This is a genomic window from Acidovorax sp. 93 (assembly GCF_003633835.1).
Classification (GTDB): Bacteria; Pseudomonadota; Gammaproteobacteria; order Burkholderiales; family Burkholderiaceae_C; genus Acidovorax; species Acidovorax facilis.
The window spans coordinates 3483511-3502897 of sequence record NZ_RBIT01000001.1; the positions used below are offsets into that span (position 1 = coordinate 3483511).

Below are 19387 nucleotides of genomic sequence, written 5' to 3' on the forward strand. Positions count from 1 at the left end.
CAAATTGGCCTCCAGCGATTATCCATCAAGCGCTGGCAGCTATCAAATCTGACATAGCCCCAGCCAACCCATGCAAGCCCTGCGCCACTATCTGCTGGCCGTGCAGTTTTTCACCCGCATCCCGGTCACTGGTCGGCTGGCCGACTGGGTCGGCTACAGCCCCGCCATGCTGCGGGCCAGCGCGGCGCACTTTCCGGGCATTGGCTGGCTGGCGGCGCTGCTGTCCACGGGCGTCTATGCCGCATTGCACTGGGCCCTGGCGCCCAACCCACTGGGCCCCACCGTGGCCGCCGTGTTCTGCACCATCGCCACGGTGCTGATGACCGGCGGCTTTCACGAGGATGGGCTTGCCGACGTGGCCGATGGCCTGGGTGGCAGCGCCGATCGCGAGCGGGCACTCGACATCATGAAGGACTCGCGCATCGGCGCCTTCGGGGCCATGGCGCTGGTGCTGGCGCTGCTGGCCAAGCTCAGCCTGCTGGCGCTGCTGGGGGCCCAAAGCCTGCTGGCTGCCTTGGCCGCGCTGGTGGGGGCGCACGTGCTGTCGCGTTTCTGGCCGCTGCTCATCGTGCGCAGCCTGCCGCATGTGGGCGACACCGCCCGGTCCAAAAGCAAGCCGCTGGCCGACCAGATTTCGGGCGGCGCGCTGCTGGCGGCATTTTTGTGGTGTTTTATGCCGCTAGCGCTTGTCTATCAAGCGCAATCAGCTATTTATTTTATAGCGTCTGTACTCTGCAGCGCCCTTGCCGCCGCCTGGATGGCCCGCTGGTTCGCGCGCAGGCTGCAGGGTTTTACCGGCGACTGCCTGGGTGCCACGCAGCAGGTCAGCGAAATCGGCTTTTACCTGGGCGCGGCGCTGGCCTTGCGCTGGATGTGACCGGCGCCCCCCCCAAAACTCGCCTTTGGCTGGTGCGCCACGCCCAGCCGCTGGTGGCTCCCGGCACCTGCTATGGGGCGCTGGACATCCCCGCCGTCCCCGCCGCCACGCGCGCTGCCGCAGAGCACCTGGCCGCCGCGCTGCCACCCCAGTCGCGGGTGATTCACTCCACCCTACAAAGATGCGAGCAGCTTGCGCTAGAGCTTCAAGCGCTGCGGCCCGATTTGGTATCAAAACCCGACGCCCGCCTGCGCGAAATGGACTTTGGCAGCTGGGAGGGGCAGGCCTGGGAGTCCATTGCCCGCAGCGACATCGACGCCTGGACGGCCGCCTTCGCGAACTACCGCCCTGGCCTGGGGGAAAACCTGGCAGCGGTGCTGGCCCGCGTGGCGGCTGCGCTGCAGGACCACGGCCCCGGGGCCACACAGGATGTGGTGTGGATCACCCACGCCGGGGTCATCCGCAGCGTGGCGTGGCTGAGGGCGCACGGCAACGGCGTGCTACCGTGCTCGGAAGAATGGCCCGTTGCCGCGCCGGGCTGGGGCCAGTGGGAGAGGATCGAACTGGGATAGGAGCCGGAGCCCCCCGCCCCGGCATCAAGCATCAACGCTTGAGCGGCATGTCCAGCGTCAGCGTGGCAGGGCCATCAGCATCGCGCCCCAGTTGCGCCTGGCGTGGGCCCAGCGCCTGCAGCACCAGCCCTTCATCCACCGCGGCGCCCACGCGGAACGGCTTGGCGGGTTTGCCATCCACCGCGATCAGCGCGGCGCCGCCCCCGCTGTTGCGCCCCGAGAGCACCCCGATCAGTGCGAAGCGGCTGGCCAGTGTTGCCACCGGGGCGGCTGCGACCACCCCCGGGGCAGCGGGCGCAGCCCCCAGCAGCCGGGCCAGAGCCTGCGCATCGGGCGCCACGGGGGGTGGCAGCACCACGGGCGCAGCCGCTCCGGCCGCAGGGGCCGACAGGCGCAGCCCCCAAAAAACCACGCTGGCGCCTGCGGCGGCCCATAGCGCCAGAGTCCCCAGGCGGACGCCCCATTTGCTGTACGTATTGGTCACCATGCGGGGATTATGATTCACGCGATTCGACCATCCGAGAGACCGCCAGCAGTGAACACTTCTTTCCCCCTCCTCTTGCGCTCCGCCCGCCACCGCCTGGCCACGAACGTGGCCCGTGGCTTCACCCTCATCGAGTTGATGGTGGTGCTCGTCATCATCGGCGTGCTGGCCGCTCTCATCGTGCCCAATGTGCTGGAACGCGCCGACGACGCCCGCGTGACCGCTGCCCGCACCGACATCACCAACATCATGCAGGCGCTCAAGCTGTACCGCCTGGACAACCAGCGCTACCCCACGGCCGAGCAAGGCCTGCAATCGCTGATCGTCAAGCCCAGCTCGGGCCCCGTGCCCAACAACTGGAAGCTGTACCTCGAAAAACTGCCCAACGACCCCTGGGGCCGTCCGTACCAGTACCTGAACCCTGGCATCAAGGGCGAGATCGACGTGATGTCGTTCGGCGCCGATGGGCAGTCGGGCGGTGAAGGCAAGGATGCTGATATTGGCAGTTGGCAATGACGACCGGCTCTTCGCGACAGACCCCTGCTCCATGAAACTGGCGCTCCCTCGGCCAGGGATGTCGTGGAACTGGCTTCGCCAGGCCCTCGGCATCTCCCCCCCGAAGGGAAGCCGCGCGGCGGCTCAGGGGGGCTTCACCCTCCTTGAGTTGCTGGTGGTCATCAGCATCATTGCCCTGGCCACCGCCGGTGTGAGCATCGCCATGCGCGACAGCGGGCAGACGCTGGTCGAGCGCGAGGCAGCCCGGCTGGCGGCGTTGCTGGAATCTGCGCGTGCGCAGTCGCGCGCCGGGGGAATGCCCGTGCGCTGGCGTGCCGATGCCGGAGGGTTCCGGTTCGAGGGCCTGCCGCCCAGCGCACTGGCGGCGATGCCCGGCCAGTGGCTGGATGCGGGCACCACGGTGCGCGCGCCCACGCTGCTGGTGCTGGGGCCAGAGCCCCTCATTGGCCCCCAGCAGGTGCTGATCACCCACCAGGCCTATCCCGAGCGCACGCTGCGCATTGCCACCGACGGGGTGCGCCCCTTCACCGTCGAGACCGTCCAATGAAGTCCACCCTCCCCCCCCACCGCCGTTGCCGGCAGCAGCGCGGCTTCACGCTGGTGGAGGTGCTGGTGGCGCTCAGCATCGTGGCTATTGCACTGATGGCAGGGCTGCAGGCCACCACGGCGCTCACACGCAACGCGCTGCGCCAGTCAGACATCGTGCTGGCCCAGTTGTGTGCCGAGAACGAACTGGTCTATGCGCGCCTGTCGCGCCAGATGCCCAGCGTGGGCGACAGCCAGGTCACCTGCGAACAGGCCGGGCGCCAGCTCACCGTGGCCCTGATCGTGCGGCCCACGCCCAACCCGAGCTTTCGCCGGATGGACGCGCAGGTGCTGGATGGCGACAACTCGATCCTGCGCATCTCGACCATCATCGGAAGGTATTGACCAGATGTCCCCCCTGAGTCGCTTCGCGCCTTCCCCCCTTGGGGGGGACGCACCCGGTGGCCTGGCAGAGCCAGTTCCACGGGTGCACTGGCCTCGCGCCGCGCCGGTTTTGAAAGGCGCGCGCGGCTTCACGCTGGTGGAGCTGCTGCTGGCCATTGCGGTGATGAGCCTGCTGGCCATCCTGAGCTGGCGGGGGCTGGATGGCATGGTGCGGGCGCAGGAGATCACGCGCCAGCGGGCCGACGAGATGCTGGTGCTGCAGTCTGCCCTGGGCCAGTGGGGCACGGACCTGGATGCACTGCTGCCCATTGCCAATACCACGCCGCTCGACTGGGACGGCCAGGTGCTGCGTTTGACGCGGCGCACCAGTGCAGTGCCCGACGAGGGCGCCCTGGTGGTGGCCTGGACGCGCCGGGGCGGCCAGGGTGTGGGCCAGTGGATGCGCTGGCAGTCGCCCCCGGTGCGCACGCGCGCCGAATGGCAGGAGGCGTGGCAGCTGGCCGCGCAGTGGGCGCGCAGCCCGGGCGACGCCGAGCGGCGCCATGAGATGACGCTGCTGCCGCTGGAGGACTGGCAGATCTTCTACTACCGGGGCGGTGCGTGGTCCAACCCGCTGTCCAGCAGTGGCACCACCCCGGTGGGCACCTCGGCCATCCCCGACGGGGTGCGCCTGCAGATCACCCTGCCGCCCGGCCAGGCCCTGGTGGGGCGGCTCACACGCGATTGGGTGAACCCCGTGCTGGGTGGGGGACGGACATGATCAGCCCCCCCCTGAGCGGCTGCGCCGCCTCCCCCCAAGGGGATGCCACCGGTGGCCTGGCAAGGCCAGCTCCACGGTGGCACTGGCCTGGGCCGCGCCCGGTCCGCAGGGAACGCGGTGCGGCGCTGCTGCTGGCCATGCTCACGGTCACCCTCGTGGCAACCTTTGCAGCGGCGTCCATGTGGCAGCAATGGCGCGCGGTCGAGGTCGAGACGGCCGAGCGCGGCCGCGTGCAGTCCACCTGGATTCTGGTCGGCGCGCTCGACTGGTCGCGCCTGATCCTGCGCGAAGACGGGCGCTCGGGCGGTGCGGACCACCTGGCCGAGCCCTGGGCCGTGCCGCTGCAGGAGGCACGGCTGTCCACCTTTCTCGCGGCCGACAAGAACGTCAGCCAGGTGGACGACGCCACCACCGACACCACCGAGGCCTTTTTGTCGGGGCAGATCTCGGACATGCAGGGCCGCCTGAATCTGACCAACCTGGTCGACAACGGCAATGTGCAGACCTTGGCACTGCGGCAGTTCACGCGGCTGTTCGAGCGCTTGGGCCTGCCGCTGCAGGAGCTGAGCCTGCTCACCGACGCCCTGCGGCGCGCGCAGGCCACCACCGGCACCGACAGCACCAACGCCCCGCTGCTGCCCCCCACCATGTCGCAACTGGGCTGGCTGGGCCTGGCGCCCACCACCGTGGCCCGCCTGGCGCCCCACGTGACGCTGCTGCCCGTGCGCGCGCCGGTCAACCTCAACACCGCCGACATCGACGTGCTGCTGGCCGCGATCGATGGCCTGGACATGGCCAGCGCCCAAAAGATGCTGCAGGCCCGCGAGGCCCGGCATTTCCGCACGCTCAGCGAGGTGCGCGACCTGCTGGGTGCCAGCATCGATATCAATGAAGGCGCCCATGCCGTGGCCTCTTCGTACTTTGAGGTGCGCGGCCGCCTGCGCCTGGGCGATGCCATGGTGGACGAGCGATCCCTGGTGCGCAAACAGGGCATCGAGGTCACCACGCTGTGGCGCGAACGGGGTGCTTTTGACCGCGAAACCGCCCCGGGCGCTCGGGAGGCGCAGCGCTGAAATCTGACACATCTGCAACACATCCGCAGGTTCGGCCCGCACTGTCAAGCCCGCCCCCTAAAATGGCCCGCAAAACCTGTCCATGAGCACCCTCATCCTTTTCCTGCCGCCGGCCCGTCCGGGGCCGGCCACCGAGTACAGCTACACGCTGACGGCGGACGGCCACACTGCCCTTCGCCACGCCACTGCCCCGGCCGCGCTGCTGCCCGAACCCACGCGCCCCGGCGGCGAAGTGGTGGCCGTGGTGCCCGCCCGGGCGCTGTCCTGGCAACGGGTGCAACTGCCGCCCGGCTTGGCTCTGGGCGCGGGCCAGCAGACACCGCGCCTGCGGTCGGTGCTGGAGGGCCTGCTTGAAGACCGCCTGCTCGACGACGCATCGCAGCTGCACTTTGCCATCCAGCCGGATGCCAATCCCGGGGAACCCGTGTGGGTGGCGGTGTGCGACCGCACCTGGCTGCGCGACAACCTGCAGGCCCTGGAAGCCGCTGGTCGCCGCGTGTCGCGTGTCGTGCCTGAATTCGCCCCCGGCCCCACCCAAAGTGGCCGCCCCGAGCTGTGCGCCCTGGGCACCCCCGAAGACGCCTGCGTGGTGCTGACTGGGCAGGGCGCCGACCACGGCGTGGCCGTGTTGCCCCTGTCCATTGCCTCCGTGATGCTGGCCCGTGCCGGGCTCCCCCAGGATACGGCCACGGACGGAGACGGTGCGCCCGTGGTGCGCGCCGAGCCTGCGGTCGCGGCCCTGGCAGAGCGCACGCTGGGCCAGCGCGTGGCTCTGCACACGGCCAGCCAGCGGGCGCTGGACGCCGCGCGTGGCGACTGGGATCTGGCCCAGTTCGATCTGGCCAGCACCGGCCGCACCCGGGCGCTGCGCAAGGCGGGCAGCCTGGCCAGCGCACTGCTGAACGCCCCACAGTGGCGCGCAGCGCGCTGGGGCGCAGCACTGCTGGTGGTGGGGCATCTGGTGGGGCTCAATGCCTGGGCCTGGCAGGAGCGCAAGGCGCTGGCCGCCAAACAGGCGGCCGTGCGGTCCACGCTGACCCAGACTTTCCCCAAGGTGCAGGTGGTGGTGGATGCCCCGGTGCAGATGGAGCGCGAACTGGCCCAGCTGCGGCAGGCGGCCGGCGCCGTTTCGGCCCGCGACCTGGAGCCCCTGCTTGCCGCCGCCGGAGCCTCCCTCCCCAGCGGCCGCCAGCCCACGGGCATCGAATACGCCCCCGGCGAGCTGCGCCTGCGCGGCGTCACGCTGGCCCCCGATGAAGAAACCGTGCTCTCGGCCCGCCTGCAGGCTGCGGGCTACCGTGCGCGGCTGGACGATGGCAGCCTGCTGCTGCGCGCTGAAGGCACACCATGACTGTCATCACCTCTCCCGCCCTGCGCGCCCGCTGGCAGGCCCTGGCCCCCCGTGAGCAGACCCTGGTCCTGGCCGCAGGTGGTCTCGTCGCGTTTGCCCTGCTGTGGTGGCTGGCCGTGGCCCCGGCCCTGTCCACGTTGCGCGCCGCACCCGCGCGCCATGCCGAGCTGGACTCACAGCTGCAGCGCATGCAAGGCCTGCGCGCCGAAGCGCAGCAGCTGCAGTCGGCCCCGCGCAACACGCGCGGCGATTCCGTCGGTGCGCTGCGCACCGCGCTCACACAGCGCCTGGGCAATACGGCCCAGCTCAATGTGGTGGGAGACCGCGCCACGGTCACGCTCAAAGGCGCTCCCGCCGATGCGCTGGCCCAATGGCTGGCCCAGGCACGCAGCAACGCCCGCGCCGCCCCGGTGGAGGCGCGCCTGACGCGCAGCGCTGCCCCTGCAGGCTCCGCGCCCAACGCCCCTGCACCGGTCAAACTGGGCAACGCGGCCACGGCGATGCCACGTTGGGACGGCACCCTGGTGCTGGCCCTGCCGCCTGCCCAGCCCTGAATCAGCCCCCGCACAGACACACGCTCCCGTGGCCACCTCCTCACGACACCGAAAACCCGTACCCCGCACTCCCCGCAGCGCATGGGGCTGGGCGCTGGTCGGCGCTGTGGCGGGCGTAGTGCCTGCCGTGGTGGCGTTTGCACCCGCCCACTGGCTGGCACAAAGCGTCGCCAGCGCAACGGGCGGACAGGTACAGTTGCTGCAGGCACGCGGTACGGTCTGGACAGGTTCGGCCCAACTGGTGCTGACGGGGGGCTCGGCCAGCCAGGACAGCGCCGCCCTGCCCAGCCGCCTGGACTGGCGCATCCGCCCCGGCTGGGGTGGCTTGCACGCGCAACTGAATGCCAGCTGCTGCACCCCTACACCCCTGCGACTGCAGGCGAGTGCCGGCTGGTCCGGTACGCGCCTGACCATCATCGACGGCGAGAGCCTGTGGCCGGCCTCCGTGCTGACCGGGCTGGGCACGCCCTGGAACACGCTGCAGCCCCAGGGCCAGCTGGCGCTGCAGACCCGTGGCTTCACCATGCGCTGGAGTGCCGGACGCATGTCCCTGGCAGGCCAGGTGCAGCTGGATGCACGGGCCATGTCGTCCCGCCTGTCCACCCTGCGCCCCATGGGCAGCTACCGCCTCGCGGTGCAGGGCGGCGAGGCGCCCACGCTCACGCTGAGCACGCTGGACGGGCACCTGCAGCTCAACGGCACCGGCCAGTGGGTGGGCAACCGCCTGCGCTTTGCGGGCGAGGCCAGCGCCACCCCCGAGCGCGAAGCCGCCCTGTCGAATCTTCTGAACATCATTGGACGGCGCAACGGCGCGCGCTCCATCATCACCGTGGGTTGAACCTATGAACTCCTTGTTGTCACCACGTCTGGGTTTTGCTCTTAAAGCAATAGCAGCTAGCGCAATACTGGCGTGCGCTAGCGGCCAAATTATTGCCCAAACCGCCATTGATACCGGCACCGGCAGCGTGCGCGCCGGCGAGCCCGTCACCCTGAACTTCGCCAACGCCGAGATCGAAGCCGTGGCCCGCACCATGGCCACCATCACGGGCCGCAACGTGGTGGTCGACCCGCGCGTGAAGGGCCAGCTCAACCTGGTCACCGAACGCGCCGTGTCGCCCGCCGCCGCCTTCCAGCAGTTCCTGGCCGCGCTGCGGCTGCAGGGCTTTACGGTGGTGGAGGCTGCAGGCCTGTACAAGGTGGTGCCCGAGGCCGACGCCAAGCTGCAAGGCGGCAGCGTGAGCGTGGTGCAGGGCAGCTCTGGCAGCGCGCCCGGTGGCGGTCAGATCGTCACCCAGATCTTCAAACTCAACTTTGAAAACGCCGCCAATCTGGTGCCCGTGCTGCGCCCGCTGATCAGCCCCAACAACACCATCAACGTGAACCCCGGCAACAACTCGCTGGTGATCACCGATTACGCGGACAACCTGCAGCGCCTGGCGCGCATCGTGGCGGCCATGGATGTCTCCAACGCCAGCGATGTGGAAGTGATCCCGCTGCGCAACGCCGTCGCCACTGACCTCGCGCCGCTGGTGGCGCGCCTGATCGACGGGGGCAGCGGTGCCGCACCGGTCGCCGCACAGGGGCAGGCGGACACCTCGTTCAAGACCACGCTGATTGCCGAGCCGCGCAGCAACGCGCTGATCCTGCGCGCCGCCAACCCGGCCCGTGTGGCCCAGGTGCGCGCACTGGTGGCACAGCTGGATCAGGCGCCTGCGCCCGGCAGCAGTGCGTCCACCGGCAACATCCATGTGGTGTACCTGAAGAACGCCGACGCCACCAAGCTGGCCACCACGCTGCGTGCCGCCATGGCAGCCATGGGCGGCACCGGCAACACGGGCGGTGGCAGCGCGGGCGCAAGTGCCGCACCGGCCGCGCCCAGTGGAGGCCTGGGCGGTGGCGGCACCAGCGGCAACATGCTGTCCACAGGCAGCGGTCTATCAGGTGGCAGCAGCGGGGGACTGGGCTCGGGAAGCAGCGGCATGGGCACCAGCAGCACCAACAACAACCAGCCGTCCACGGGCGGCCAGATCCAGGCCGACCCCACCACCAACTCGCTCATCATCACGGCGCCCGAGCCCCTGTACCGCCAGTTGCGTGCAGTGATCGACAAGCTCGACGGACGCCGCGCACAGGTGCTGGTGGAAAGCCTGATCGTGGAAGTCTCGGCCAACAAGCTCGCCGAGTTCGGCATCCAGTGGCAAGGCATCCTGGGCAAACAAGGCGATGGCACCGTGGGCGTGATCGGCACCAATTCCGGACAGGCGGGCGCCAACATCCTGGGCATCACTGCGGCACTGGCGACAGGAAATGCATCCAGCATCGCAACGGCGGCGGGCACGCTGGGTCAGGGCATGAACCTGGCGCTGGCGCCACGCATCAACGGCCAGTACTACCTGGGCGCACTGGCCAACTTTTTGCAGAACAGCGGCGATGCCAACGTGCTCTCCACTCCCAACCTGATGACGCTGGACAACGAGGAAGCGCGAATCATCATCGGCAACAACGTGCCCTTCGTCACCGGCTCGTACGCCAACACCACGGGCAGCAGCACCGTGAGCCCGTTCCAGACCGTGGAACGCAAGGACGTGGGCCTGATGCTCAAGGTGCGTCCGCAAATCAGCGAAAACGGCACGGTGAAGATGGCGATCTACCAGGAGGTGTCCAAGATCGACACCGCCACCCTCAGCAATGCCAACGGCCCTAGCACCAGCAAGCGCTCCATCGAGTCGAACGTGGTAGTGGACGACGGCAGCATCATCGTGATCGGCGGCCTGCTGGAAGACAGCTACCAACAAGGCCAGGACAAGGTGCCGGTGATGGGCGACCTGCCGGTGGTGGGCAACCTGTTCCGCAGCGAAACCCGCTCGCGCAACAAGACCAATCTCATGGTCTTCCTGCGCCCCATTGTGGTGCGTGACAACGCCACCAGCGACGCACTGATGATGGACCGCTACGAAGCGATACGCGCGCTGCAGCAGGCCACGCAGCCCGCCGCCAGCACCGTCATGAAGTCGGTCTCTGGCGCCCCCATCCTTCCCTCGCTGCCCGAGCGGGCGCCTTCGGTCGCCAGCCCCATGCCTGTGCAGCCCGCCGCGCCGGTGCCCGTTCCCATGCAGCAGCTCACCCCTGTGGCGCCCCCCCCACCCACACCGGGTACCGTTCCCCAAAGCAGCGCGCCTGTGGAGCAGTCCAGCCCCACAGCCCAGGCGCAGGTCCCCGCGCCGCTGTACTACGTGAACGTGGGTGTGTTCGGCAAGGATGCGGAATCGCGCAGCGCCATGACCAAGCTGCGCAGCACGGCACTGCCCCTGTCCATCCAGGCGGTAGACACCAACCGGGGCACGCTAACCCGCGTGCGTGTGGGCCCCTACAACACCGAAGACGCTGCCAATGCCGCTGCCGCCACCGTGCGCAGTCTGGCACTCAACGCCACGGTCTCGCCCAAGGCGCTCTGACGGACCCACGCCCATGCGCCACCCCCTGCCCTACGCCTTTGCCCGCACCGCCCAGCTGCTGCTGGAGGACGACGGCCACCAGCTGGTGCTGTGGCATGGCCCCCACCCCGACGCCGGTGCGCTGTCCGAAGTGCTGCGCAAACACCCGGTGCAGCAGTTGCTGCCGCTGGACGCCCCGGCCCTGGCCCAGCGCATCAGCGCCGTGTATTCGCACAGCGAATCAAGCGCCGCCACCGTGGTGAGCGAGGTCGAAAGCGACGCGGACCTCTCGCGCATGATGCAGGAGCTTCCCGCCGTCGAGGACTTGCTCGAATCCGCGGGCGACGCACCCATCATCCGCATGCTCAACGCCCTGCTCACGCAGGCCGCGCGCGATGGCGCGAGCGACATCCACATCGAGCCCTACGAGCGCCATTCCAGCGTGCGTTTTCGCGTGGACGGCACCCTGCGCGAGGTGGTGCAACCCAACCGCGCGCTGCACGCCGCGCTGATCTCTCGCCTGAAGATCATGGCCGACCTGGACATCTCTGAGAAACGCCTGCCGCAGGACGGCCGCATCAGCCTGCGCCTGGGCACCCGCGCCATTGACGTACGCGTTTCCACCCTGCCCAGCGCCCATGGCGAACGCGCGGTGCTGCGCCTCTTGGACAAGAGCGAAAGCAAACTGAGCCTGGAAGCCGTGGGCATGCAGGGTGAGACGCTGCGTCGCTTCGAGGGGCTGATCAGCCAGCCGCACGGCATCATTCTGGTGACAGGGCCCACCGGCTCGGGCAAGACGACCACGCTGTATGCGGCGCTGGGCCGGCTCGATGCCACACGCAACAACATCATGACGGTGGAAGATCCCATCGAGTACGAGCTGCCCGGGGTGGGGCAAACGCAGGTCAACAGCAAGATCGAGCTGACCTTTGCCAAGGCTCTGCGCGCCATCCTGCGCCAGGACCCGGACATCATCATGATTGGCGAAATCCGCGACTTCGAAACCGCACAGATCGCCATCCAGGCCTCACTCACGGGCCACCTGGTGCTGGCCACGCTGCACACCAACGACGCAGCCAGCGCCGTTACGCGGCTGACCGACATGGGGGTGGAGCCGTTCCTGTTGTCGTCGTCCCTGCTCGGCGTGCTGGCCCAGCGGCTGGTGCGCAAATACTGCAGCCATTGCCACGGCAGCGGGTGCGAGCACTGCGGCCAGACGGGCTACACGGGCCGCACCGGTGTGTTCGAGTTGCTGGTGACCACCGACGCGATCCGCGCGCAAATCCACAACCAGGCGTCCGAAGCCGACATCCGCACCGCCGCGCTGGCCGACGGCATGGCGCTGATGCGCGAGGATGGGGAACGGCTGATTGCAGCAGGCATCACCAGCCGCGAGGAAGTGCTGCGGGTGACGCGGGACTAGCCAGCCGCAGAGGCCAGTTTGATATTATTTTGATAGCAACTAGCGCTTAATAGATAAGCGCTAGGGATCCTCTGCACGAATCGAGCGGCAAGTGTGCGCTGCGGATCGTGATGGGCTGCAAGGCGCAAAACGCAGCAATAGCCGTAGCTATTGCGAGGTTTTGCAACGCCGCAGACCGCCCGAGACCGCAGATGCACACGGCGCGGTGATTCGTGCAGAGGGTCCCTAGCGGTCAAAAAATGTTCAAAATTACCGTATGCGCAGCGCAGGCCGGCGCGACGCCTGGGCCACGGCTGGCGCAGCGGGCGCCGCTGCCGCGCTGAAGACCGAGGGTGCAGGAGCCCCGCCGTCCTGCAGCTTGAACTGGCTGACTGCACTGCTCAGGTGCAGCGCCTGTTCGCGCAGCGATTCAGAGGCAGCGGTGGACTCTTCCACCAGCGCGGCGTTCTGCTGCGTCATCTGGTCGAGCTGGCTCACGGACTGGCTGATCTGGCCGATGTTGTCGCTTTGCTCGGCCGACGAGGCCGTGATCTCGGCAATGATGTCGGACACCCGGCGCACGCTGCTGACAATCTCGGTCATGGTCTGCCCGGCCTGGCTGACCAGGCGCGAGCCATCTTCGACGCGTTCCACCGACGAACCGATCAGACCCTTGATCTCCTTGGCCGCCTCGGCGCTGCGCTGCGCGAGGTTGCGCACCTCGCTGGCCACCACGGCAAAGCCCCGGCCTTGTTCACCGGCGCGCGCGGCTTCCACGGCCGCGTTGAGCGCGAGGATGTTGGTCTGGAAGGCAATGGAGTCGATGACACCGGTGATGTCGGCAATCTTGCGCGAGCTGGTCGTGATCTGGTCCATGGTGGTCACCACCTGCGACACCACGGCACCACCGCGTGCGGCCACTTCGGCGGCCGACGAAGCGAAGTCGCTGGCCTGGCGGGAGGACTGGGCGCTTTGCTGCACGGTGCTGGTCAGCAACTCCATGGACGAAGCGGTTTCCTCCAGATTGGCCGCGGTCTGCTCGGTGCGGTGGCTCAGATCGTGGTTGCCGCTGGCGATCTCGGAACTGGCGGTGGTGATGTTGCCTGCCGCGTCCTGCACCTGGCGCACCAGGCCCCGCAAGGCGTCCTGCATGCGGCCCATGGCTGACACCAGCTGGCCCACCTCGTCCTGGTTCATGGCCGCCACATCGCGAGAGAGGTCACCACTGGCAATGCGGTCGGCCAGTTCCTGCGCCTGCCCCAGCGACTTGGTGATGGAGCGCACGCTGAAGAAGGTGAGCGGAATCAGCACCGCCAACCCCAGCACCAGCCCGATGCCAATCAACGCCGACATGGTGGAAGTGCGCGATTCAACCCCCGCACGGGCCTCGTCCATCTGCGAGCGGGCCGCGCTGGCCAGGCTGGAGAACAGCTTGTCGGTGGCCTCCATGTGGACCTTCAGGCGGTCGGCGTAGGCACCGCCCCCCGCACCATCGAGCTGCGCGCCCTCGATCTTCTCGAAGATGGGGGCAATGCCGGTTTCGTACTGCTTGATCTCGTCCAGGGATTTGTCGATGGAGGCCACAAACTCTGCATCGCCCGACTGCACCTGGCGCACCTCGGCCAGGCTCTTGCGCAGGGCAGCCAGGGTCTTGGCCCAGGACTCGCGCAGGGCAGAGACCTCGACCGAGTTGTTGAAATTGATGATGATGTCTTTTTCGGTCCGGCGCAGGTCCCCCAGGGTCGTGCGCAGGTCGGACATATCGGTCAGGGTTTGCACCCGCTGCGAAAACAGCTCTTGCAATGTGCCCCGGGTGCGGTCCAGGGCCACGTAGCCCATGGCGCCAATGACGATCAGAAGAATCAGCGAAAAAACGGTTCCGAAGTAAAGACGTGTGCGGATAGAGAAGCGGCCGAGAGCATTCATGGCTCTTCCTTACATTTTTTAACAGGTAACTCAGCATAGCAAATTTAGTGCCACACGCCCTTCCTCCCGGTCTTCTGAACCGGGGGTGGGCGGGACTATATGCCGGGCGGGGCTATCCACCGCACAGGGTAAGCACGGCCCCGAGGCCCTGTTTCAGGGAATCCTCGGGGCCAGTAGCTGCGCTTATTGCACTGTTCTCAAACGGGCTTCAGGGGGATGTACAACTCGCCCCCGCTCTTCTGAAACTCTGCAGCCTTGGTCTGCATGCCCTGGGCCAGGGCTTCAGCCTCGGCCACACCCTTTTGTTTTGCAAAGTCACGCACTTCCTGCGTGATCTTCATCGAGCAGAACTTGGGGCCGCACATCGAGCAGAAATGCGCCACCTTGGCCGAGTCCTTGGGCAGGGTTTCGTCGTGGTACTCCTTCGCTGTTTCCGGATCCAGGCCCAGGTTGAACTGGTCCTGCCAGCGGAAGTCGAAGCGCGCCTGGCTCAGCGCATCGTCACGCGAGCGGGCACCCGGGTGACCCTTGGCCACGTCGGCCGCGTGGGCGGCGATCTTGTAGGCAATGATGCCCTGCTTCACGTCATCACGGTCGGGCAGCCCCAGGTGTTCCTTGGGCGTCACGTAGCACAGCATGGCCGTGCCCATCCAGCCGATCATGGCCGCGCCAATCGCGCTGGCAATGTGGTCATAGCCCGGTGCGATGTCGATGGTCAACGGACCCAGGGTGTAGAACGGCGCTTCGTGGCAGGTCTTGAGCTGCTCGGTCATGTTGGCCTGGATCATGTGCATGGGCACATGGCCGGGGCCTTCGATCATGGTCTGCACGTCATGCTTCCAAGCCACTTGCGTGAGTTCGCCCAGCGTGTGCAGCTCGGCGAATTGCGCTTCGTCATTGGCGTCAGACGCGCAGCCGGGACGCAGGCCATCGCCCAGGCTGAACGAGACGTCGTACGCCTTCATGATGTCGCAGATGTCCTCGAAGTGCTCGTACAGGAAGCTCTCGCGGTGGTGTGCCATGCACCACTTGGCCATGATGGAGCCGCCGCGCGAGACGATGCCCGTGCGCCGTTGCGCCGTGAGGTGGATGTAGGCCAGGCGCACGCCCGCGTGGATGGTGAAGTAGTCCACGCCCTGCTCGGCCTGCTCGATCAGCGTGTCGCGGAAGATCTCCCAGGTCAGGTCTTCGGCCACGCCGCCCACCTTTTCCAGCGCCTGGTAGATCGGCACCGTGCCAATCGGCACGGGCGAGTTGCGCACGATCCAGTCGCGTGTGGTGTGAATGTTCTTGCCGGTAGAAAGATCCATCACGTTGTCGGCACCCCAGCGGATCGCCCACACGAGCTTTTCTACCTCTTCTTCAATGCTCGATGTGACGGCCGAGTTGCCGATGTTGGCGTTGATCTTGACCAGGAAATTGCGACCGATTGCCATCGGCTCCACTTCGGGGTGGTTGATGTTGGCGGGGATGATGGCGCGGCCCCGGGCCACTTCGTCGCGCACGAATTCGGGGGTGATGATGCGCGGGATGCTGGCACCCATCGGGTTGCCCATCAGGCGCTGCTCGCGGCCTGCGTCAGCCATGTACTGCTCCATCCACTCGCGCTTGCCGTTCTCGCGGATGGCCACGTACTCCATCTCGGGCGTGATGATGCCTTTCTTGGCGTAGTGCATCTGCGTGACGTTGGCACCGGCCTTGGCGCGCAGGGGCTTGCGCTGCAGGGCGGCGGCCTCGGCGCGCAGCTGGGCCAGGCGCGTGGCGTCTTCGCTCTTTTGCCCATCGTCCAGCGCCACGGGAGCGCGGCCTTCGTAGTGCTCCACATCGCCACGGCCGGTGATCCAGCCCCCGCGCACGCTGGCCAGGCCCTTGCGCACGTCGATCACGGCTTCAGGGTCGGTGTAAGGGCCGGAGGTGTCGTACACGCTGACCAGCTCGCCGTTGGTCAACGCGATGTCGCGCACGGGCACACGCAGGTCGGTGTGCAGTTGGCCGGGGATATAGGCTTTGCGCGATGCGGGGAAAGGCTCGCGCGTCAGCGCCAGCAATTCAGCAAACTTCTCGCGAGCGATGGGATCGGGGGCGTTCATGGGCAGGTCTCCTGGTTCCGGTGGGCGGTGGGTTCTGCTCCGGAATGGACCTTTGCGCCCCCCAGGGGCGGCAGCGCCTGGGGCATGACGTGCCCACAGGGACTGGGGGCACGGGGACAAGGAGGTCGGCTCTTCTTCCGCCGGTATGAACCGGATCAAGTTCGTCGGGTTCGCAAGCTGGTCTGAATTTCTTCAGGCCTCTTGCATCTCAGCGCATCAGCACACCCCGGAGCAGGCGCGAGTATAGGCCAGAGAAAAAACTGCGTTGCAGAGCCCGCGCATCACGCGAGTCGGCCAATGAGGATCACCGCAAAGAAAAAGACGGCGGCAATCACCGTCCACTTGAGGATGATGAGCCCCAGGCGCTTGTAGCGCGCCTGCCCCGTACCGGCATAAAACGCAAACGACACGGCAGCCGCCAGAAGCAGCAGCATGGCCAGCCAACGAAAGATCAACATGTGCGTGCTACCAGGCGCGCGCGGGCTGAGCGAAGCCGGTGGGGGCCTGGCGCTCATCCTCGAAGGTGACCACCTCCCAGGCATCACGCTGGGCCAGCAGCTCGCGCAGCAAGAGGTTGTTCATGGCGTGGCCCGAGCGGAAAGCGCTGTACGCAGCCAGCAGGGGCTTGCCAATGAGGTAAAGGTCGCCCATGGCATCCAGGATCTTGTGCTTCACGAACTCGTCGTCGTAGCGCAGGCCGTCGCTGTTGAGCACCTTGTAGTCGTCCATCACAATGGCGTTATCGAGCCCGCCGCCCAGCGCCAGGCCGTTGGAGCGCATCATCTCCACATCGCGGGTGAAGCCGAAGGTGCGGGCGCGGGCAATGTCGCGGCTGTAGTTGCCTTGCCCCAGGTCAAACTCCACACGCTGGCCGGTGGAGTCCACAGCCGGGTGGTCAAAGTCGATCTCGAAACTGAGCTTGTAGCCGTGGTAAGGCGTCAAACGTGCCCATTTGGCGTTGGCGCCCTCGCCCTCGCGGACCTCCACCGGCCGCAGGACGCGGATGAAGCGCTTGGGCGCGTTTTGCAGCTCGACCCCTGCGCTCTGGAGCAGGAAAACGAAAGATGCGGAAGATCCGTCGAGGATAGGCACCTCTTCGGCCGTGATGTCCACATAAAGGTTATCCAGCCCCAGCCCCGCACAGGCCGACATCAGGTGTTCCACCGTGTGCACCTTGGCATTGCCGACCGCGATGGTGGATGCCAGCCGGGTGTCCGTCACGGCCTCGGCGCGGATCGGGATGTCCACGGGCTGTGGCAGATCCACCCGCCGAAAGACAATCCCCGTGTCCGGCTGCGCGGGCCGCAGCGTCAACTCGACCCGCTGGCCGCTGTGCAGCCCGACGCCTACGGCGCGGGTCAGTGTCTTGAGGGTGCGTTGCTGGAGCATCCCGCCATTTTAGTTTCTGGCGCCCTGTCCCGCACGGGCTGAGGTCTTGCCTGCCTTGCAGACGCCACGCCCGGAGCGCTTGGGGCCCGTACGTAGAGCTACCGCCGCGTTTTCACCTACTGCGCAGGCCCCCGGGTTCGCCGCACAATTTGGGGCCAGAGGGCCTTGAAAAGATACAACATGAACACACCACAAATGCCCCCCAGGAGACTCCCATGAGCAAGCTCAGCTTCAAAATGAAAATCATGCTCATGATCGGCACTGCGCTTGTCGCGCTGCTGATCATGGCCGTCACCTCCCTCCTGCAGGAGCGGCGACTTATCACCGAGTCCCGAAAAGAGCTGCTGACCACCGCCGTCCAGTCTGCCCACAGCATTGTGGCCGCCTACCAGGCCAAGGCCGCCAGCGGCGCCATGCCCCAGGAGGAGGCCCAAAAGGCCGCCAAGGACGCCCTGCGCATTGCGCGCTATGGCGGCCCCGAGGGCAAGACCGAGTATTTCTACATCTGGACCACCGAGGGCGTGGGGGTGATGCACCCCTTCAAACCCGAGTGGGATGGGCAGAACATGCTGGGCAAGGTCAAGGACGGCTCGGGGGTGGACATCATCGCCCTGCTGGTGAACGGCATGCGCAGCAGCAAGGATGGCAAAGCGTTTGTCCCCACCATGTTTGCCCGCCCCAACCAGACTACCCCGGTGCCCAAGCTCCAGTACATCGTCCGTGTAGACGGCTGGAACTGGATGGTGGGCTCGGGGCTGTATACCGATGACGTAGACATGCTGCTGCGCAAGGCCCTGCTGTCGAGCCTGGCCATGGTGGTGGTGGTGATTCTTGTGGTGGGGGCCATCGGCCTGTTCGTATCGCGCTCCGTGCTGCGCCAGATCGGGGGAGAGCCCACTGACGCCATCGCGATCATGTCGGAAGTGGCCGAAGGCAATCTCGACACACACATCCCCACGGCCCACCCCGGCTCGATGCTCGACGGGCTCGCCCACATGGTCACCTCGCTGCGCAAGCTGGTCACCGACGTGCGCGCCGCCACCGACAGCATCGCCACCGCGTCGAGCGAAATCGCGCAGGGCAACAACGACCTGGCCCACCGCACCGAAGACACCGCCAGCAACCTGCAAAGCACGGCCAGCAGCATGGAGGAGCTGACCAGCACCGTCAAGCAGACCTCGGACTCCGCCCAGACGGCCAACCAGATGGCCACATCAGCCGCTGCGGTCGCGGCACGTGGGGGTGAAGTGGTGTCCCGGGTGGTGGCCACCATGCAGGACATCAACGCCAGCAGCAACAAGATCAGCGACATCATCGGCGTGATCGATGGCATCGCCTTCCAGACCAATATCCTGGCCTTGAATGCCGCCGTCGAGGCGGCCCGCGCGGGCGAGCAAGGCCGGGGCTTTGCCGTGGTGGCCAGCGAGGTGCGCAGCCTGGCCGGACGCAGTGCCGAAGCCGCCAAGGAGATCAAGGCCCTGATTGGCGCGTCGGTCGAAAAGGTGGAATCGGGCACGCAGCTGGTGGGCAATGCGGGCGCCACCATGACCGAGATCGTGGAAAGCGTTCAGCGCGTGACCGACATCATTGGCGAAATCCGCTCGGCCACATCCGAGCAGAGCCAGGGCATTGCCCAGGTCAACACGGCCATGAACCAGCTCGACCAGATGACGCAGCAGAACTCTGCCTTGGTGGAGCAATCCACTGCCGCCGCAGACAGTCTGCGCGAGCAGGCCATGAAGCTCACCCAGGTGGTCGCGCTGTTCCGGGTCAATGGCAGCAATGCCCCAGCGCCGTCCCCGGCAAGCCGGCCCGCCCCCGCGGCCACACCCCGCCCCACACCCGCTCCCGTACGCACTGCCGCACCACGACCCGCACTGGCCAAGGCCGCTGCACCCCGCCCTGCGTCGCCCGCCAAGGCCCCGGCTGCGGCGCTGCCGCCCAAGGCCAGCAGCCCCAAATCTGCAGCGGACAACAACAACGACGATTGGGAGTCCTTCTGACCCCCAGGACCTGAAGCAGCACAAGA

18 protein-coding genes and 1 riboswitch are annotated in these 19387 nt (G+C 67.3%); of the genes, 13 read left to right on the plus strand and 5 right to left on the minus strand.

Annotated elements, in window-relative coordinates; genetic code table 11:
• Window positions 1–70 precede the first annotated feature (70 nt).
• On the plus strand, window positions 71–877 hold the full coding sequence (gene cobS / locus C8C93_RS15840; protein ID WP_121507528.1) for an adenosylcobinamide-GDP ribazoletransferase: 807 nt from the start codon (window positions 71–73) through the stop codon (window positions 875–877).
• Entirely contained in the window at window positions 868–1449 is a 582-nt protein-coding gene (locus C8C93_RS15845; protein WP_370110852.1) for a histidine phosphatase family protein, read from the plus strand. The genes cobS and C8C93_RS15845 overlap by 10 nt, the downstream gene beginning before the upstream one ends.
• 31 nt (window positions 1450–1480) lie before the next feature.
• Here C8C93_RS15845 and C8C93_RS15850 read toward each other — a convergent pair whose 3' ends face one another.
• Window positions 1481–1936, minus strand: a complete 456-nt coding sequence (locus tag C8C93_RS15850) for a type II secretion system protein N (protein WP_055398539.1) — start codon at window positions 1934–1936, stop codon at window positions 1481–1483.
• 48 nt (window positions 1937–1984) lie between these two features.
• Here C8C93_RS15850 and gspG point away from each other — a divergent pair, with 48 nt between their 5' ends.
• The 10 genes from gspG (at window position 1985) to C8C93_RS15900 (ending at window position 11974) form a co-directional block, all read left to right on the plus strand.
• Complete coding sequence (gene gspG, locus C8C93_RS15855) at window positions 1985–2449, plus strand: type II secretion system major pseudopilin GspG (protein WP_370109541.1); 465 nt, start codon at window positions 1985–1987, stop codon at window positions 2447–2449.
• A 31-nt stretch (window positions 2450–2480) separates the two neighbouring features.
• Entirely contained in the window at window positions 2481–2996 is a 516-nt protein-coding gene (locus tag C8C93_RS15860; RefSeq protein WP_228897324.1) for a prepilin-type N-terminal cleavage/methylation domain-containing protein, read from the plus strand.
• Window positions 2993–3379, plus strand: coding sequence for a type II secretion system minor pseudopilin GspI (gene gspI / locus C8C93_RS15865; protein WP_121507530.1), 387 nt, complete (start codon window positions 2993–2995; stop codon window positions 3377–3379). The genes C8C93_RS15860 and gspI overlap by 4 nt, the downstream gene beginning before the upstream one ends.
• A gap of 82 nt (window positions 3380–3461) precedes the next feature.
• On the plus strand, window positions 3462–4139 hold the full coding sequence (locus C8C93_RS15870) for a type II secretion system protein J (RefSeq protein WP_228897326.1): 678 nt from the start codon (window positions 3462–3464) through the stop codon (window positions 4137–4139).
• The gene (gene gspK / locus C8C93_RS15875) at window positions 4139–5212 is read left to right on the plus strand and encodes a type II secretion system minor pseudopilin GspK (protein WP_305000497.1); all 1074 of its coding nucleotides are present in this window, start codon (window positions 4139–4141) and stop codon (window positions 5210–5212) included. The genes C8C93_RS15870 and gspK overlap by 1 nt, the downstream gene beginning before the upstream one ends.
• An 82-nt stretch (window positions 5213–5294) precedes the next feature.
• On the plus strand, window positions 5295–6563 hold the full coding sequence (gspL, locus tag C8C93_RS15880; protein WP_121507532.1) for a type II secretion system protein GspL: 1269 nt from the start codon (window positions 5295–5297) through the stop codon (window positions 6561–6563).
• Window positions 6560–7117 carry a type II secretion system protein GspM gene (gene gspM, locus C8C93_RS15885; protein ID WP_055398546.1) on the plus strand — a complete coding sequence of 186 codons (558 nt, stop codon included), beginning with the start codon at window positions 6560–6562 and terminating at the stop codon, window positions 7115–7117. Before gspL ends, gspM begins: the two co-directional genes overlap by 4 nt.
• 28 nt (window positions 7118–7145) lie before the next feature.
• Window positions 7146–7955 carry a type II secretion system protein N gene (gene gspN, locus C8C93_RS15890; protein WP_121507533.1) on the plus strand — a complete coding sequence of 270 codons (810 nt, stop codon included), beginning with the start codon at window positions 7146–7148 and terminating at the stop codon, window positions 7953–7955.
• Window positions 7956–7959: 4 nt separating this feature from the next.
• Window positions 7960–10572, plus strand: a complete 2613-nt coding sequence (gene gspD / locus C8C93_RS15895) for a type II secretion system secretin GspD (RefSeq protein ID WP_158603275.1) — start codon at window positions 7960–7962, stop codon at window positions 10570–10572.
• Between the two features lie 13 nt (window positions 10573–10585).
• On the plus strand, window positions 10586–11974 hold the full coding sequence (locus C8C93_RS15900) for a GspE/PulE family protein (protein ID WP_121422318.1): 1389 nt from the start codon (window positions 10586–10588) through the stop codon (window positions 11972–11974).
• A gap of 249 nt (window positions 11975–12223) precedes the next feature.
• Here the strand turns inward: C8C93_RS15900 and C8C93_RS15905 are convergent, their stop codons facing one another.
• The 4 genes from C8C93_RS15905 to lpxC all read right to left on the minus strand — a co-directional run bounded on the left by C8C93_RS15905 (window position 12224) and on the right by lpxC (window position 17358).
• Window positions 12224–13879 (minus strand): methyl-accepting chemotaxis protein, encoded by a 1656-nt coding sequence (locus C8C93_RS15905; protein ID WP_121507535.1) that lies wholly within the window; start codon window positions 13877–13879, stop codon window positions 12224–12226.
• 197 nt (window positions 13880–14076) lie between these two features.
• Window positions 14077–15969: a phosphomethylpyrimidine synthase ThiC gene (gene thiC / locus C8C93_RS15910; RefSeq protein ID WP_121507536.1), complete on the minus strand. Its 1893-nt coding sequence runs from the start codon at window positions 15967–15969 to the stop codon at window positions 14077–14079.
• Window positions 15970–16084: 115 nt separating this feature from the next.
• Window positions 16085–16208, minus strand: a riboswitch (TPP riboswitch).
• A 42-nt stretch (window positions 16209–16250) separates the two neighbouring features.
• Window positions 16251–16427, minus strand: a complete 177-nt coding sequence (locus C8C93_RS25260; RefSeq protein WP_176888338.1) for a hypothetical protein — start codon at window positions 16425–16427, stop codon at window positions 16251–16253.
• Window positions 16428–16434: 7 nt separating this feature from the next.
• Complete coding sequence (gene lpxC / locus C8C93_RS15915) at window positions 16435–17358, minus strand: UDP-3-O-acyl-N-acetylglucosamine deacetylase (RefSeq protein ID WP_121422316.1); 924 nt, start codon at window positions 17356–17358, stop codon at window positions 16435–16437.
• Between the two features lie 215 nt (window positions 17359–17573).
• On the opposite strand from lpxC, the gene C8C93_RS15920 reads away from it, so the two are divergent.
• Window positions 17574–19361, plus strand: coding sequence for a methyl-accepting chemotaxis protein (locus tag C8C93_RS15920; RefSeq protein ID WP_121507537.1), 1788 nt, complete (start codon window positions 17574–17576; stop codon window positions 19359–19361).
• Window positions 19362–19387 lie beyond the last annotated feature (26 nt).

What these genes read in the sequence shown, in the direction of transcription:
- C8C93_RS15900 (WP_121422318.1), top strand. Translation starts at nt 10,586, where the DNA reads ATGCGCCACCCCCTGCCCTACGCCTTTGCCCGCACCGCCCAGCTGCTG.
- C8C93_RS15905 (WP_121507535.1), bottom strand. Translation starts at nt 13,879, where the DNA reads ATGAATGCTCTCGGCCGCTTCTCTATCCGCACACGTCTTTACTTCGGA.
- C8C93_RS15920 (WP_121507537.1), top strand. Translation starts at nt 17,574, where the DNA reads ATGAGCAAGCTCAGCTTCAAAATGAAAATCATGCTCATGATCGGCACT.
- cobS (WP_121507528.1), top strand. Translation starts at nt 71, where the DNA reads ATGCAAGCCCTGCGCCACTATCTGCTGGCCGTGCAGTTTTTCACCCGC.
- gspL (WP_121507532.1), top strand. Translation starts at nt 5,295, where the DNA reads ATGAGCACCCTCATCCTTTTCCTGCCGCCGGCCCGTCCGGGGCCGGCC.
- gspI (WP_121507530.1), top strand. Translation starts at nt 2,993, where the DNA reads ATGAAGTCCACCCTCCCCCCCCACCGCCGTTGCCGGCAGCAGCGCGGC.
- thiC (WP_121507536.1), bottom strand. Translation starts at nt 15,969, where the DNA reads ATGAACGCCCCCGATCCCATCGCTCGCGAGAAGTTTGCTGAATTGCTG.
- C8C93_RS15850 (WP_055398539.1), bottom strand. Translation starts at nt 1,936, where the DNA reads ATGGTGACCAATACGTACAGCAAATGGGGCGTCCGCCTGGGGACTCTG.
- C8C93_RS25260 (WP_176888338.1), bottom strand. Translation starts at nt 16,427, where the DNA reads ATGTTGATCTTTCGTTGGCTGGCCATGCTGCTGCTTCTGGCGGCTGCC.
- gspM (WP_055398546.1), top strand. Translation starts at nt 6,560, where the DNA reads ATGACTGTCATCACCTCTCCCGCCCTGCGCGCCCGCTGGCAGGCCCTG.
- C8C93_RS15860 (WP_228897324.1), top strand. Translation starts at nt 2,481, where the DNA reads ATGAAACTGGCGCTCCCTCGGCCAGGGATGTCGTGGAACTGGCTTCGC.
- lpxC (WP_121422316.1), bottom strand. Translation starts at nt 17,358, where the DNA reads ATGCTCCAGCAACGCACCCTCAAGACACTGACCCGCGCCGTAGGCGTC.
- gspD (WP_158603275.1), top strand. Translation starts at nt 7,960, where the DNA reads ATGAACTCCTTGTTGTCACCACGTCTGGGTTTTGCTCTTAAAGCAATA.